Below are 14,453 nucleotides of genomic sequence, written 5' to 3' on the forward strand. Positions count from 1 at the left end.
GCATATCATGACTTGTTATTATTTTTGCTATTTTCGTCACCCGCGCTCATTTCTGTGTTCTTAATTTTTAATTCAAGTTCCAGTGAAGTTGTATAGCCACTGTCACCAATATTATGCACCACCCTCGTGATTACCCACCCTGATGAATCAATGACAGTTTTAAAGCCCATCACCTGAGCATACAGATCGGGATAAAGATCCGGGCGGCCTCTTGCGAGAGTAATGCTAAATTCGGCGGCTCCTCGTTGCAAAGCGGCCCATTTCGCCGCGGCAGCACGGCGGGCTATACGTTCTGTCTTAAAGGTTTGGCGCATCACATACACATTTCCCTCCGCACCTTCCAAATAATCGCCCTCTTTTTTACTTGATTTATTTGATGCTGTTGCCTTGGTTTTTGTGGATTGGTCAGGTTGACTCTTACGCTTCATCGTTGTTGCCGGTTTTTTACCAAAGCTCAAATCTAACCAATACGCTTTAACGCCGGTATAAGCGTCTCTGTCAGCCAGGCTAAAATTATGCTTATCGCCAGATTCACGCTTGATAGTGATAATCGGCAATGGCTTACCGCTACGCGAAACACCTTGGCCGGGAATAATAAACAGCAACATGCCGTTTTTGATTGTTGCAATAGCACCGAGCATTTCAGCCATGCGGCTCAAAAAACTAATATCGCTTTCATTGGTCTGGTCGGCGTGATCAATTTCAATATTCATTAACTGGCGACTAACGCCGGGCTTTAAATTGTATCGACCGGCAATGGCACTGACGACTTTTGCAACGGTGATATCGTGCCAGCTATATTCGCGTTTGACATTGAATTCTTGTCTAAAGTCGGCGGACCTGGCGGTTATAGTTAACTGGTCAGGTGGGCCACTGTGACTAATTTCATCGACTGTGAAAAAGCCCTTATGTATCAATGGCTCTCCTTGCCAGCCAATCGCAACAGAAATCTCAACACCCCTTGGTGGTAATGCGATTTTACCGTCTGAGTCGTCAATGACCAATTCAAGCGTATCCGCCTCAAAACCCCGATTATCAGTCAATGAGAGTGAAATCAGTCGGTCATTCAGCGTGGTGATTTGCTGACCGCCAATCATCAGATCAAAAGCCGGTTGCTTGACGTATTCACTCGCCATTAAATTATCAAGAAAACTCATTACCCACCCAGTCCGATTTATTTCAGTTCATCATTGCCGCACGCGTGCGCGTAGACAATTGGCGGGCGTTGTCGCGGTTCCACGACACGCAGCACAACATGATTTTCTGTTGCCGAGCTATCACTATAGCAACATGTTCAATCATGAGAGTAAAAATCATGGCCGCTTTTCACCACGGCGTATCTGTTACAGAAACAACAAAACTCAGTACGCTAATCCGGGATATTGATACATCTATCATCGGTGTCGTTTGCACTGCGGATGACGCCGATCCAGCCCTGTTTCCGCTAGACACGCCAACTTTAGTAACGCGTATTAACAGTGTGATTGGTAAAGCCGGAAAAACCGGGACGTTATACACCACATTGAAAGCCATTTCTGATCAGTGCAGCCCGAAAGTGATTGTTATTCGTGTTGCTGACGCAGCGAAACAAAAGTCAGGCGAAGATGCCAAAACACAAGATCAGCTTGTTATTGGTGGTGTTGGGGCTGATGGACGTTACACAGGTTTATATGCTCTGCTAACAGCCGAATCTAACGTGGGTGAACATCCGCGGATTCTAGCAGCCCCCGGACTTGATACGCAGCCCGTCGCGGCTCAACTAGCGATATTTGCTGAGAAGTTGCGGGCATTTGCATATATCGGCGCAAATGGCAATAAGACGCTTGCTGACGTGAAGAAGTACCGCGAAAACTTCAATCAGCGTGAACTGATGGTGATTTATCCCGATTTCATTACTTACAACAGCCAGTCAGGGAAAAATGAAACCATTCCGGCTACGGCGTTTGCTTTGGGGCTGCGGGCGCGTATTGATGCGGATCAAGGCTGGCATAAGTCATTATCAAACGTTGCCGTTAATGGGGTGCTTGGTATTTCTGCGGACATTTGGTGGACACTACAAGGCGCAGATACCGATGCTAACGATCTCAACTCCAAGGGCGTGACCACGTTGATTAAAAGAGATGGTTTTCGCTTCTGGGGTAATCGCACTTGCGACAGTGAAACTTATTTTTTTGAAGTCTATACCCGCACCGCGCAAATACTGGCAGATATGATTGCCGAAGCCCATTTCTCTTATATTGATAAAACGCTAACACCCTCTCTCATCAAAGATGTGATCGATGGCATCAACAGAAAAGGGGTTCAACTAGTGACCGAGGGGAAGTTGTTGGGTTTTGAATGCTGGTATGACCCGGCAGACAATCCGAAAGAAAACCTGAGAGATGGTAAAGCGCATATTCGTTATAAATACACGCCGGTACCGCCATTAGAAAATCTGCAACTTACGCAAACTTTCACGGATGAATATTTTGCTGTCTTTAATCAGTTGGGTTAAGAGGATCACACAATGGGTATGCCAAAAAAGTTATTCATGTTTGATACGTATATCAACGGTCAAACTTATCTAGGGCAAGTTGAAGAAGTCACCACGCCCAAACTCTCATTGAAAACCGAAGACTATCAAGGAGCCGGGATGCCGGGATCAGTTGCTGTGCTCGTCGGCATGGATGGCGGGGCCCTTGATATGGATGTGACGATGGGTGGCATTGAAGCAGCATTATTGAAAACATGGGGCGGCACACTTGACAGTCTGCAATTGCGCTTTGCGGGTTCTTATTATGATGATGCAACCGCGCAAACTATCGCGTGTGAAATTCAGACGCGGGGGCGCTTTACAGAGCTTGACTGGGGTTCGGCAAAAGCGGGTGACAACACGCAACATAAATACACGCTGAAAAACACGTATTGCAAAGTCACGATTGATAACAGTGAAGTATTCGAAGTCGATATGTTGAACCTGGTTTGGAAAGTGGACGGCAAAGATTTACTTGAACAACACCGGGCCAATATCGGCCATTAATCACAACCCTACTTTAATTTAATGGCGGTAATTACGCCAATTGGCCAATTGCAGGAGATTTAACCATGTCAAAAACCATTACTCTTTCAGAGCCCTTGGAGCGTCACAACGGGGAAAAAATTACAGAGGTCACAATCACTGACACGATGAAGCAAGTGGGTGCCCTACGTGGGTTAAAACTGTACGACGTGATGACCAGTGATGTGAACTCGCTTATTACCCTGTTACCCCGTGTGACACAGCCGCGTTTGACAGAAGCAGAGATTAATAGCATGGGTATTCAGGACTTTACACAACTGGCGAGCGGTGTTGCTGATTTTTTAGCGCCGAGCTCGGAAGTCGATACGACCCAAACACGGGACGAAAAATAATTCCCTGTCCGCTTGTCGAAACCGACGAAATTATCGCGGATATCGCGACGGTTTTTCACTGGGCCCCGTCTGAATATGACGTTATGACCGTGCCTGAATTGCTGAAATGGCATGAGCGGGCGGCGGCACGCAATGGAAGTGATTCATGACAGATCGTAATCTGAATATTCGGGTATCACTGAGCGCCGCTAATAAACTTTCTGTCCCTGTTGCTGCCGCAAGTCGTGCGGCGGCAGCGCTGGCGTCTCAAATCAAATCCACATCAGGCGACATTAAAAACTTAGCCAGTCAGGCAAAAACGTTTGACCGCTTAAGCGATGCTATTAAAAAAAACACAGAGGCTTACGACAAGGAAAAAGCCAAAGTTAAAGAGCTGGTAGCGCAATTTCCGAAATTCAGGGAGCAGACCGAAGAACAGCGTAAAATCCTGCTTGCAGCAAGACAGGAACGGGATCGCTATGGCCGCACCTTGGCTAAAGAAAAGCAGAAATTGCAGGCCGTGGGTGAACAGATGGATAGGCATAATATTTCTATTCGTCAGAGTGATAATGTTACCGCTCAAATTACCCGTCGCACTGAAATTTACAATCAACAATTAGCCGAGCAACAACGGCGGCTAAATGCCGTTACACGCGCTCAGAGTAGCTATAGCAAAGCCAAAGAGATGCGCGGGAAGCTTGCCACGGCGGGGGCCGCTGCAACCGCGGGCAGCGCGGGCTTTTTGTATGCGTCATCTCGCATCATGGCACCCGGTCTGGATTTCGATGAGGGCATGTCGGGCGTTCAAGCGCTGACACGTCTCGATAAAAATGATCCTCGCCTAAAAATGCTCAGAGAACAAGCCAGAGCGCTGGGGGCCAGCACGGCATTTACGGCAACGGATGCCGCGGCGGGTCAGAAATTTTTGGCGATGGCGGGTTTTACCCCGGAATCTATTAAAGCAGCATTACCGGGCGTACTAAACATGGCATTAGCCGGGGATGTTGATCTGGGTGAAGCGGCTGATATTGGCTCAAACGTGCTGACCCAGTTCAAACTCAACGCCGATCAGATGGACCGGGTGTCTGACGTTCTGACTGCGACTTTTACCCGTAGCAATACTGATTTACGGCAACTTGGCGAAGCGATGACCTATGCCGGGCCAGTGGCTGCCGACCTAGGTGTTAGTCTAGAAAGTATGGCGGCGATGGCGGCAATGATGGCCGCAAATGGCATGCGCGGCTCGATGGCGGGAACTGCTTTGAGAGGGGGATTATCGCGCCTTGTTGCGCCAGTTGGCGCGGGCGCGGATGCCATGAAGGCGATGGGGATTAAGGTCAGCGGAGCAAATGGTAAGCTGAGGGATATGGGCGATATCCTAAAAGAAGTGGCGCAAAAACTTCGCAAATATGATCAGGCCAGCCAGATCCGTATCAAAAAAGACATCTTCGGTGAAGAAGCAATGGTCGGCATGGGCGCTGTGCTAGAAGGTACCCAAAACGGTAAATATGACGAACAGAAAAAAGCCAACAAAAATTCGAAGGGTGAAGCCGAAAAAGTTGCAAAAGTCAAAATCGATAACCTAAAAGGCGATCTCAAGCAACTAAAATCAGCGTGGGAAGATTTAGTGATACAAATGGAGGAGAGTGTTGACTCTCCGTTCCGAAAACTAACGCAAGGACTGACAAAGGTTATTGCTCGTGTTGATGACTGGATGAAAGCCAATCCCAAATTAACTTATGCACTGATGGTTGGCACGCTGGTTATCGTGACGCTTGTCGGTGCGCTAGGGGCGCTTGCGCTAGCGGCCGCTGCCGTTATCGTGCCCTTAGCTGCAATGAAACTCAGTCTGTTTATGCTGACTGGCGGGGGCGGGATTGGCAAGTTAATTCCGTCAGTCGGCAGATTAACGGGCGGCTTGAAGGGACTATTACCGTCACTGGGCGGCGTAAGCAGAAGCGTTAAAGGTTGGGGGCCTATTTTCAAAAATAGCAGTGCGGCGCTAAGTCGCCTTGGCAGTCAACTCGCAACAAGCGGGGCAAATGGGTTTAAAACATTATCTGGCGGAGCGGCGGCGGCAGGACGTGGGGTTGCGATGGCGTTCACACAGCCAGTAGCAACGATGTCTATGCTGTTTAGCGGGTTAAAGAGCTCGGTTTCTTCGGCGTTCGGCGCATTGCGGAGCGGCGGAACAGTGGCAATTAGGGCACTGATGAGCGGGTTTTCGCTGTTACTCAGTCCACTTGGTCTACTAGTTGTTGCTATTGTCGGCGCTGCGATATTGATCTGGAAATATTGGGAACCCATTAAAGCGTTTTTTAGCGGTTTTTTTGAAGGGCTGATGAAGGGATTAGCGCCTATTAAAGAAGCATTTAAGCCCCTCGCTTTTATTTTTGATGGCATTGCCAGTGCTGTTAAAAAGGTGTGGGACTGGTTCACGAAACTATTTGAGCCTGTCAATACTACATCCGAAAATCTCAAAGCCTGCACAGAAGCCGGTAAAACGTTCGGTGAAATTGTGGGTGCTGCAATCAGCGCCCTCATGTTACCCATCACCGCGGTAGCAAAGGGCCTCGGTTTTATACTTGAAAAATTGGGTGCCATTCCCGATGCAACAAAAGCCGCAGCCGAAGCTGCCGATGCAATGAACAACAAACCCGTCAAGGTCTCAGATAGCACATCTAAGAAACTGGATGAAATGGGTGAAAAAGTCAAACAACTCGTCGTGCCGGGTTGGGCCAACGGCATTCTCCCGGCACTGGGAGATAAAACAAAAGGCATTATTAATAAAGTCAAAGCTGCCGCCAGTGCTGCGGAAAAGAAAAAACTTAAGCAGGACACTTCGACAGGTGATAGCAACATACCTGCATATGGTACACAAGTTTATACTCCTAAAGGGGATAAAAAGAATAGTAAAAATTCAAGTGGAGGAGCCGCAAATACATCATTGCCAAATACCGGTACAGCGTCACTCGCTGATGCTAATAAACTGGGTGAGATTGTCTTTAAGAACCACCCCGCAGTGACGGCGATTGACGGCGCGTATCGTGAACCACAACTAAATGTACCGCGTGCGTCATTGTTATCTCGACTCAAAGATTCTGCGATGGGGCTTGCCAGTGCCGTGCTGCCTGAACCTCAACCGGCATTTGCCGGCATTCCGGTACCGATTGATCTGAACGGAAACAGAAATAGTGAACGGCAAAGAGCAAGTGACAATTACACTTTTGAGCTTAATTTCTACGGTATTGATATGCGCGACAGCAAAGCGCTGGGTGACTTAGTAAAAGAAAAGATAAGTGAACTGATGCGAGAAACTAACACTCGCCGCCGTTCCCGTTTAACTGATGGAGATTAATTTTATGATGATGATTTATGGCATGTTTGTTTTTATGTTGAATACCACGCCCTATCAGTCGCTCAGTCGCGAAATGGCCTGGCGGCATGTGAAAAATGATCGGGTTGGGAAATCCGCGAAGTGGCAATATATCGGGGCCGGTGAAGACAGTATTACGTTAGACGGAGTACTTTATCCAGAAGTTACAGGGGGCGATATTTCTCTTGAAGCCCTGAGAACGCTGGCGTACGCGGGCAGGGCATGGCCGCTAATCGAGGGCACAGGCATGATCTATGGCATGTTTGTGATTGAGAGCCTAAATGAAACCCGCACTGAATTTTTTTCAGATGGTAAAGCCCGAAAAATTGAATTTACTTTATCACTGAAAAAAGTCAGTGAAGATATTCGAGAGGGCTTAAGCAATATTACTGCTGATGACCTACTTAATATTGTTAAATAATTTAGTACGCTTGTTGATTGTATTTTTATTTAAAACGTTAATAGTATCTTGGGATATCGCAGCAACATCATTGCTGATTTTCTCTTTATCACTTTTCGATGATATAAGCTTTCTGTAATTTGTTGCTGGCATGATATTCATAATACTGCTTGCAGCAATAAAAAAACGACGCATTGACATCTCTCATCTCCATATCTTGAACACGAATGAACACGAACAAGGGCCTCACGGCCCTGTTTTTATTTCACTTCGGCACTGGCGGCCACTCAACATTGGGTGCTTGGTTCACATCTGTATGAGTGAGTAGTACTCTGTATTTTCTCCATTCGAGCAGAGATGCTCTTGTTTCATCTGTAGCCATCTCTAAGTCAACAGAATCTTGCAACAGTGAGATTGTGTAATTTGCTTGCTGTAACAGTGTTGCTTGTTTCTGTTTTGCTTCGTTGATTTGATGAGCTTTGAGTAAGTCTTTATCAACTACCCAATCTTTGCCGTTCCATACATCGAAATCGGTCGGTGGTTTTTTGAAGGTCAGGGTTTCCGGTAGCTCACCGATTTCCGTTATCTCAATCGGTTCCCGTGTTAACGTGTCGTAAGCTATCTTTCCGCGATAGTCTGGGAGGATTTCCCAACATTTACCGTCAATGCTACGACAGACCGCTTCGTCATCAGACTTCGGTAACTCAGGCGCATCGGGATAAGCACCGGCCGATAAACTAACTCCAAGCATCACATATTCAATATCAGAGTTTGTGAATTCTCGTGTTATCTGATTCGAGTGATAAACCTTTATCCAACCCGCCTGAGTCGCTAAACCATCTTTACCCAAAATTGCCGTTTCATGTTCTAAAGAGTATTTCTGTTCTGTCATTATATTGCTCTCACTATGTAGTTAAATGCTATGTTACGGGGACGGGTTTCGTTGCCGCCTGTATTGTTAGCAATTGATGTATCAGTTGCGCCACCCTTCATATCCCTGCCAAGTGGGTACCAATATCCGTTCACTGGCCCTTGATTTAGTGACATATAACGGCTATCTGCGTTACCTTCTGCAAGCTGTATTCTTTTTGTGCTATCAGCCTGCCAACTCCCACACACTCTACCCGGATCTACTCCGCGACTATCGTCCCAACCTCGGATAAACTCGCCTCTTAAGTCGGGCACTTTGCCGTCAGGATAAGCTTGTGCTAGTTGCGGATATACAGATTTGTCAAATGTTTGACCGTTGCACGTTAAGTAGCCGGGCGGCGTATAACGGTGGGGGTACGGAATAGGAGAGCCAACTGGGTGAGTATTGACTACTCCGCCAAGCCGCGCTTTTGAGCTTGCCTTTAGAAAATATGAATAAAGATTTCCGTCTTTATCTACATATATTTGTCCGATGTCGCCTTTTTTTAAGCCGATGTTAATTCCTTTTGCCCATTGGGTTTTCAATCCAGCTTCGAACGTACCGACATAATTATTGTCGGGCAGGTCGTCAAAATCAGTGAGACCGGGAAACGCCCCCACATCCCCCGCATTCAAACTGACATCCCCGGTCAACGCCTTGCCATTAATTTTCCGGCTGTTCGGTACCGCATTATTCGCCCTCTCCACAGTCTCCGCCAAACCGAGGTTTTTCACAAACTCACTTTTGTTAGGGATGTCGGCACCGTTTTGATTTTTTGCCAGTTTAGTGTTGGCGTTATCATTTATATCAGTAACTAACTTCTGAGTAGCTGCAAGGGTATTACTGTTACCTGTTTTGTCTGTGAGTTGGGTGATTCCTTTTTGGGTTAATGAGGCGTCGGGCACGCTTGTAAGCTTACTTGCCGCAAGATCATAAGCTGCTTTTACGGCTTTTGGTGTAGCAGCCAGGGTTTCACTTACGCTATTTGTTGCACTACTCAGTAGTACAACTCCTTTCTGAGTCAATGAGGCATCAGGCAAAGGCGATAAATCTTTTTTTAATAAATATTGCGGATGCGGATCACTAGCCGCGAGATGGGCTTTAAACGCATTATCACAGTAAGCTTTCACTTCAATCGTGTTTTTATCGACATACTCACGTGTTGCCAGTACAACAGACGGATCAACTTTTAACGTGACTGATTCAGTGTTGTTAACAATTAGAATCATTCTCACCGTTTGTGTTCTGCCTGAACCTTCTTGTAATTGTGGCTTGTAGGTTTCTGGACAATTTGCTACTGCAATTAAGCTATCCTCGCTATCAAATAAGCCAATTTCACGCAGCCACCATCCCCCCTCATTTTCGGGAATAATTTGTTCAGCAATAATTTGGTTGGTGTTCACCGGGTCAACACTTAATGTATTAATTGCAGCGCGACGCTTTTCATTAACTAATTTTGTCTGATTGGCGTCAGGCTCCGGTAATTTGCCGCCACCGTCACCCACCGCCATATGAGTAATACTAATCTTGGTACCCAGTGCGGCAGCATTTGCCAGCTTTGCCGCGCCCAACTTAGTTAAAATGGCAAAGTATTTCATGATAAAATCCTCATCGTATCAATCAAATGAACCGCTGATCCCGCATGAGCGGTACCTTTTGTTTCAATCAGTTCTGGCAAATAGGGGTAAACTGTCAGACTATCGCCGATATAGCTTGTTGCCGCGCAGTGAATGACACCCGATATATCTAAACTAACAGCTAAACCAATTAAGTGACGGCTTACGGGTTTAGCATCAGAGATTAAACGCTCAAGCTCTGAAAATATTTCAGCGGTAATCCCGCTCTCACGAACGCCGACTTCAAGTCGAAAAGTGCCGGGCGCATCATTGGTTTGCCACCATTCCTTTATTTGAATGAAATAGCCCAATGGCTCTACCACACGGCGGATAGCACCAACCGTTCCCTTATGTTTATGCAAAAATAGTGAGTTTTTTATTACTTCCCGCTTAGTCGTTGCCGGCCAGTTTTCATCCCAACGATCAACGGACCACGCCCACGCCAGATAAGGTAATAATTCCACCGGGCAAGTATCAGGATTCCAGAGCTGTCGAAGTGGTACCGGCACATCTTGTAATTGTGCACATGCTTTAGCTGCGGCCACCTCTAAAACCGTAGAACCTGTTGGTAACAGGCGGTCATTCATCAGAACCCCCTACTTTCAAGTTTGCGTGCATGCAAAATGACACCTGAGTTTTATCTAACACGACGTCAGTTGTGGGTGATTTCAATTCCACGCGTTGTACACCCTCTACATGTAGAGCGGCATAAATGGCAGATAAGCGAATATCACGACCAAGGCGGTGCTGCGTTTCTGTATAGCGTTTCATTTGTTGTTCAGCAGCAATACGAATCGGTTCAGACTCCGGTGTCGGATAGAGATAAAGCACGGCATCAATCTGATATTCCACTATCTGGGCTGACTGGATTTTTACCCGATCAGCTACCGGCCTGACATTTTCGTCATTCAGTGCTGCGGCGACTTTATTGAGTAAATCTTGTGAAGCAACACCATTATTTTCCCGTGACATAATGGTTACAGTGACATTGGCGGGGGACGGGCTGATAGCCGATGCATCCGCAACACGACCATCAGCACTGCGGGCATGATATTCATAAGCCCCTATCGGCCCGGCAACACTCAGCCCTTCAAAAGCCTGAGGGATGCGAACACGAAAATCTCTATCAGATTCCATGACAGCGGGCGTTGGCGGGATAGTACTGTCATCGGCATTCTGTAATATTAAGCGTGTGATATTATTATTTGCGCCCAACTGATCTAAATCGCTACCCGTCGCATAGGCTACCATTACCGCACGAGCAGCTTCATTCACGCGTTGACGTAGCAATAATTCCCGATAAGCATTCTCTTGTAGTAATTTCACAATGGGCTCAGATTCCAACCCAAGCGTACGAGTGATTGCAGCTCGTTGCTCTTCGGGATAAAGAGATATCAGCCTGGCTTTACGTTCAGCCAATAGGCTTTCATAATCCAGTGGCTCGACGACATCCGGTGGCGGCAACTGGCTTAAATCAATAGTCGGCATAGTTTCACCTTACAGGAATAGCTATCGCTAAATCATTACCATTAATATGAACGCCTGTTATCTCAACGTGCATTTCTCCCACCTCTGTACGCTGAAATGCAATTGTTGTGAGTCGCACGCGGGGTTCCCATTTCAGGATTGCCATATAGCACGCACTCATAATTTTTAGACGCAGAGCTGGATTCTGGGGCTGATCAATCAGTGCGGGCAGCAATGAACCGTAATCTCGGCGCATAACGCGTGCGTTAATTGGGGTCAGTAAAATATCGGTGATGCTCTGACGAACGTGTTCAATATCTGTCATGCTGCGGCCTGTTTGCTTATTCATACCCAAAAATTTCATGCTGGGCCCCCCGATGTATCACCGCCTGATTTAACGCCGGTGTGCTTATGTGAATCCACGATCACCCCGTTTGAGCTGAATTGCCCGCCGCTATGTTCAATATTGCCCGCCATTTTCCCGCCTTTTTGCACTACAAAGCTGGCTGTTGTCAGTAAATTGGTGCAAATGACTTCTGGTGTATCAAGCGTGATATTACTGCTCGCGATGCAAGTGATTTTTGGTGCTGTTACACTGACTGATTCAGACGCATTCACCGTTGCGGTTTTAATACCAGTTACTTTTAAGGCACTGGACGCCGGTTCATATTCCATTACTGCCCCATCAGGGAAAGCGATATGAACAGCGTCGGCAGAAACTGACGGGGCCGGAAACTGATCAGAATAAACAGCCGGTAATACAAAGGCGGTGGTCAATTCTCCACCCATAGACAGCAATAAAACCTGTTCACCAACATTGGGTGCCCACCAGGTACGAGAATGACCTGCACGCAGTGTCAGCCAGGGCAACCAGTCCGTTTTTAAATCACCGGTTTGCACCCGGCAACGATGACCAACGAGATCAATTTCTGTTACCAAGCCTGCGCGGATAATATTTGTTAATAGCCGGTGCAATTCGGGCAATGTCATAATTGGCCTACTAAATCATGGTAAATTAATTCAATCAGTTGTAACCGCTCATGTTGCGTAATACCCAACAATTGGCGCTGCGGATAACGCACCTCCGCAAGAGCGTTAATACTGCCCTCCAAACCGTATTGATGCTGACGAGCAATTGCTGCGGCTCGGCCCTGAAAGCCGACAACAGCGGCAGCTGATGACGCACTTGACTTAAGAAAACGGGCGGTTCTCAATCGCCGGAACATCGGATCGCGGCGATTTGATGTTTTTTTCACTTCACTGTGATTGATTTCCAGATAACGCTCTATGCCGCTGCGATAAAATGAGCGCACCGCGTTACGTTCTTCATCAAAGCCGGTAATCATACGCCCCCGCCGCCCCCGCGTTGCCCGCCAATTCTTAAGTGTCCGTACATCCCCTTGGTATAAAAATTTAATCCCCTTTTGCGAGCGCAATACACGGCGGCGGCGTGGCTCATAGGCGGTACCATCCACATTTTTTTGGCTACGGATACGCTTTTGCTGGTCGGCGCGGATTGCTTTTGCCAGCTTGTTAGCGAGGCGGCGGCGATATGCCGGTTTTGTGGTACTGATTAACTTTCTCAACTCGTTATCAAGAGTAACGAACAGTGAATTATTTTCCGTCATTGCTGCACGTCCCCGTCAATTAATACCCCCCAAGGATCTTTACTAGGACCGGCCGAGGGATAAGGAGGCTCATCGAGATGTTGGGTTGTCAATTGCCCGTTTTCTGCTTGAACAATGACACGCTCAGTTGTTCGTAATACAAATAAAATATCTGCGGTACCGTCACTTAAGATATCGGCGTCAAACTGAATACCGTCATTGCTTCTATCAGGATTAAACAGTAAATCGGGCTGATGTTGCCGCGCCCAAATCAATATTGAAATACTGATACTGTCAAGTGAGCCGGGATAATCTAACGCCAGTACGTTCAAGTCATACTGATACATGAATGAACTTGATTGAGTACCGGTTGCAAGCAACTTTCCTTTCTCAACATAGACTTCAAGCCTATCTGGGTTCTGAACAAACCAAGGGTTATATTCTGAAATAATGTCGCGTAGCAGTTTAGTTTTCAGCATCGCTTTCCCCATTATTGACATTGAGTTTTGATATATTCTTGCAAATATTTTATTTGTTGCTCATTCTCAACAATCATTCTTCGGAAATCGAAATAATCTTGCTCAGTTGCCGGGTTAAGTCGTGGGGGGACTGCATGGCCCACGCTGCCGGAGGAATCGGTTTCGCCTTGATGACAGGTGGCCGTGATACGCAACCGGCGACGACCAGCGGCAACATCGTTGCGAAGCACGTCAATTTCAGATTTCGCACGAGCAAGTTCCTTTATATTCTGATTATCCAGTTCAGACAGGCGCTTTATTTTCTCCTGCTGATTAACAATTTCATTCTGTTGCGCTAGCAATGCATTCTGTAGCTTAATGTTTGTATTAAGCTGGTCTGTATATTGACTTCGGTAGTGATAAGCAATAAGACAGACAAGCGCCAGCGCAATCACCGTATAACCATGAGAATTAAACTTCATAATATCGCCCTACAAAAGGGAAAAGGCTTTATCAATGACCGAATCGCTATAAGGTTGATTACCATTTTCCATGGTAATAATGGATTTAATCAGCTTTGCCATGAATACTTTATTAAATACATCAACAACCTGATCGCGAGTCACTTCCGTGTCTTTACATACGTGGTTAATATAAGCATCGGTATTATTTTCATTATGGGGGGCCCATCGTGAAATAATGCCGCTGACTGTATTAATTCCATATTTCCGATTGTAATTATGCAGAATTTTAATCATTGCCCGAATACCATATTCAGGGCTAACAAACTGACAGAACGATTTATCGATATGTTGTGATCCCCCCGGTACCAGACCTTGCCAGTCATCACCCCAACGGATATTGCCAGGGTTATGATTTCGGATGCCTCGGCTCATATTCATTCTTTATTCCCGCCTTGTTATTTAACGTTCCGCGCATTAACTGACCGAAAAAGTCGGTACCTAGATAACCAATAATGACACTGCCGATGTAAGCCAAATCCGTGCTCATACCGAAAAAATCTAGTGCATCGCGGATAAACCAAGCGATCATGGCGCACATAATGGCGTCCATAATGGTTGTCCAAAATTTACCGCCGTTATAGCGACCTCTGAGATATGCCATCGCGGCGGCCAGTGCGGCCCCTATACCTTGCTCTCTAACTGATAACAGCCACTCCCATAATTGAAACAAGATGTCAGGCTGATTTTTCATGTATCATCCTTTCCTTCACAGGCTCCCTAAGTTGT

Annotated in this window: 19 protein-coding genes; 6 read left to right on the plus strand and 13 right to left on the minus strand. The window is 46.6% G+C overall.

The genetic code is table 11. The features are described 5' to 3' along the window. Positions 1 to 5 precede the first annotated feature (5 nt). Entirely contained in the window at positions 6 to 1,157 is a 1,152-nt protein-coding gene (locus tag Phpb_RS13150; protein WP_065390713.1) for a phage late control D family protein, read from the minus strand. A gap of 143 nt (positions 1,158 to 1,300) precedes the next feature. On the opposite strand from Phpb_RS13150, the gene Phpb_RS13155 reads away from it, so the two are divergent. From Phpb_RS13155 to Phpb_RS13175, 6 genes are all read left to right on the plus strand, one after another. Then, on the plus strand, positions 1,301 to 2,494 hold the full coding sequence (locus tag Phpb_RS13155; protein ID WP_082302578.1) for a phage tail sheath subtilisin-like domain-containing protein: 1,194 nt from the start codon (positions 1,301 to 1,303) through the stop codon (positions 2,492 to 2,494). A gap of 12 nt (positions 2,495 to 2,506) precedes the next feature. After that, positions 2,507 to 3,019, plus strand: a complete 513-nt coding sequence (locus tag Phpb_RS13160; RefSeq protein ID WP_065390715.1) for a phage major tail tube protein — start codon at positions 2,507 to 2,509, stop codon at positions 3,017 to 3,019. A gap of 65 nt (positions 3,020 to 3,084) precedes the next feature. Beyond that, positions 3,085 to 3,390: a phage tail assembly protein gene (locus Phpb_RS13165; RefSeq protein ID WP_065390716.1), complete on the plus strand. Its 306-nt coding sequence runs from the start codon at positions 3,085 to 3,087 to the stop codon at positions 3,388 to 3,390. A gap of 83 nt (positions 3,391 to 3,473) precedes the next feature. Then, complete coding sequence (locus Phpb_RS27395) at positions 3,474 to 3,539, plus strand: GpE family phage tail protein (RefSeq protein WP_321208849.1); 66 nt, start codon at positions 3,474 to 3,476, stop codon at positions 3,537 to 3,539. Beyond that, positions 3,536 to 6,727 (plus strand): phage tail tape measure protein, encoded by a 3,192-nt coding sequence (locus Phpb_RS13170; protein ID WP_065390717.1) that lies wholly within the window; start codon positions 3,536 to 3,538, stop codon positions 6,725 to 6,727. Before Phpb_RS27395 ends, Phpb_RS13170 begins: the two co-directional genes overlap by 4 nt. Positions 6,728 to 6,731: 4 nt before the next feature. Next, positions 6,732 to 7,166, plus strand: coding sequence for a phage tail protein (locus tag Phpb_RS13175; RefSeq protein ID WP_065390718.1), 435 nt, complete (start codon positions 6,732 to 6,734; stop codon positions 7,164 to 7,166). Here Phpb_RS13175 and Phpb_RS13180 read toward each other — a convergent pair. From Phpb_RS13180 to Phpb_RS13235, 12 genes are all read right to left on the minus strand, one after another. After that, on the minus strand, positions 7,146 to 7,346 hold the full coding sequence (locus tag Phpb_RS13180) for a hypothetical protein (protein WP_065390719.1): 201 nt from the start codon (positions 7,344 to 7,346) through the stop codon (positions 7,146 to 7,148). The two genes, Phpb_RS13175 and Phpb_RS13180, sit on opposite strands and share 21 nt — an antisense overlap. Positions 7,347 to 7,410: 64 nt before the next feature. Next, positions 7,411 to 8,037 carry a tail fiber assembly protein gene (locus Phpb_RS13185; RefSeq protein ID WP_065390720.1) on the minus strand — a complete coding sequence of 209 codons (627 nt, stop codon included), beginning with the start codon at positions 8,035 to 8,037 and terminating at the stop codon, positions 7,411 to 7,413. After that, on the minus strand, positions 8,037 to 9,653 hold the full coding sequence (locus tag Phpb_RS13190) for a phage tail-collar fiber domain-containing protein (RefSeq protein WP_065390721.1): 1,617 nt from the start codon (positions 9,651 to 9,653) through the stop codon (positions 8,037 to 8,039). Before Phpb_RS13190 ends, Phpb_RS13185 begins: the two co-directional genes overlap by 1 nt. Further along, entirely contained in the window at positions 9,650 to 10,258 is a 609-nt protein-coding gene (locus Phpb_RS13195) for a phage tail protein I (protein WP_065390722.1), read from the minus strand. The genes Phpb_RS13190 and Phpb_RS13195 overlap by 4 nt, the downstream gene beginning before the upstream one ends. Then, on the minus strand, positions 10,251 to 11,159 hold the full coding sequence (locus Phpb_RS13200; protein ID WP_065390723.1) for a baseplate assembly protein: 909 nt from the start codon (positions 11,157 to 11,159) through the stop codon (positions 10,251 to 10,253). Before Phpb_RS13200 ends, Phpb_RS13195 begins: the two co-directional genes overlap by 8 nt. 4 nt (positions 11,160 to 11,163) lie before the next feature. After that, entirely contained in the window at positions 11,164 to 11,502 is a 339-nt protein-coding gene (locus Phpb_RS13205) for a GPW/gp25 family protein (RefSeq protein WP_065390724.1), read from the minus strand. Further along, positions 11,499 to 12,128, minus strand: coding sequence for a phage baseplate assembly protein V (locus Phpb_RS13210; RefSeq protein ID WP_065390725.1), 630 nt, complete (start codon positions 12,126 to 12,128; stop codon positions 11,499 to 11,501). The genes Phpb_RS13205 and Phpb_RS13210 overlap by 4 nt, the downstream gene beginning before the upstream one ends. Next, positions 12,125 to 12,766, minus strand: coding sequence for a phage virion morphogenesis protein (locus tag Phpb_RS13215; protein ID WP_065390726.1), 642 nt, complete (start codon positions 12,764 to 12,766; stop codon positions 12,125 to 12,127). The genes Phpb_RS13210 and Phpb_RS13215 overlap by 4 nt, the downstream gene beginning before the upstream one ends. After that, the gene (locus tag Phpb_RS13220) at positions 12,763 to 13,224 is read right to left on the minus strand and encodes a phage tail protein (protein WP_065390727.1); all 462 of its coding nucleotides are present in this window, start codon (positions 13,222 to 13,224) and stop codon (positions 12,763 to 12,765) included. Before Phpb_RS13220 ends, Phpb_RS13215 begins: the two co-directional genes overlap by 4 nt. An 11-nt stretch (positions 13,225 to 13,235) precedes the next feature. Continuing rightward, positions 13,236 to 13,685, minus strand: a complete 450-nt coding sequence (locus tag Phpb_RS13225; protein WP_065390728.1) for a lysis protein — start codon at positions 13,683 to 13,685, stop codon at positions 13,236 to 13,238. A gap of 9 nt (positions 13,686 to 13,694) precedes the next feature. After that, a complete protein-coding gene (locus Phpb_RS13230) occupies positions 13,695 to 14,099 on the minus strand; it encodes a structural protein (protein WP_065390729.1) in 405 nt (134 codons plus the stop codon). Next, a complete protein-coding gene (locus Phpb_RS13235) occupies positions 14,074 to 14,418 on the minus strand; it encodes a phage holin, lambda family (RefSeq protein ID WP_065390730.1) in 345 nt (114 codons plus the stop codon). The genes Phpb_RS13230 and Phpb_RS13235 overlap by 26 nt, the downstream gene beginning before the upstream one ends. Between the last annotated feature and the right edge of the window lie 35 nt (positions 14,419 to 14,453).

The sequence above is a fragment of the Photorhabdus namnaonensis genome (assembly GCF_001684335.1).
GTDB classification, from domain to species: domain Bacteria; phylum Pseudomonadota; class Gammaproteobacteria; order Enterobacterales; family Enterobacteriaceae; genus Photorhabdus; species Photorhabdus namnaonensis.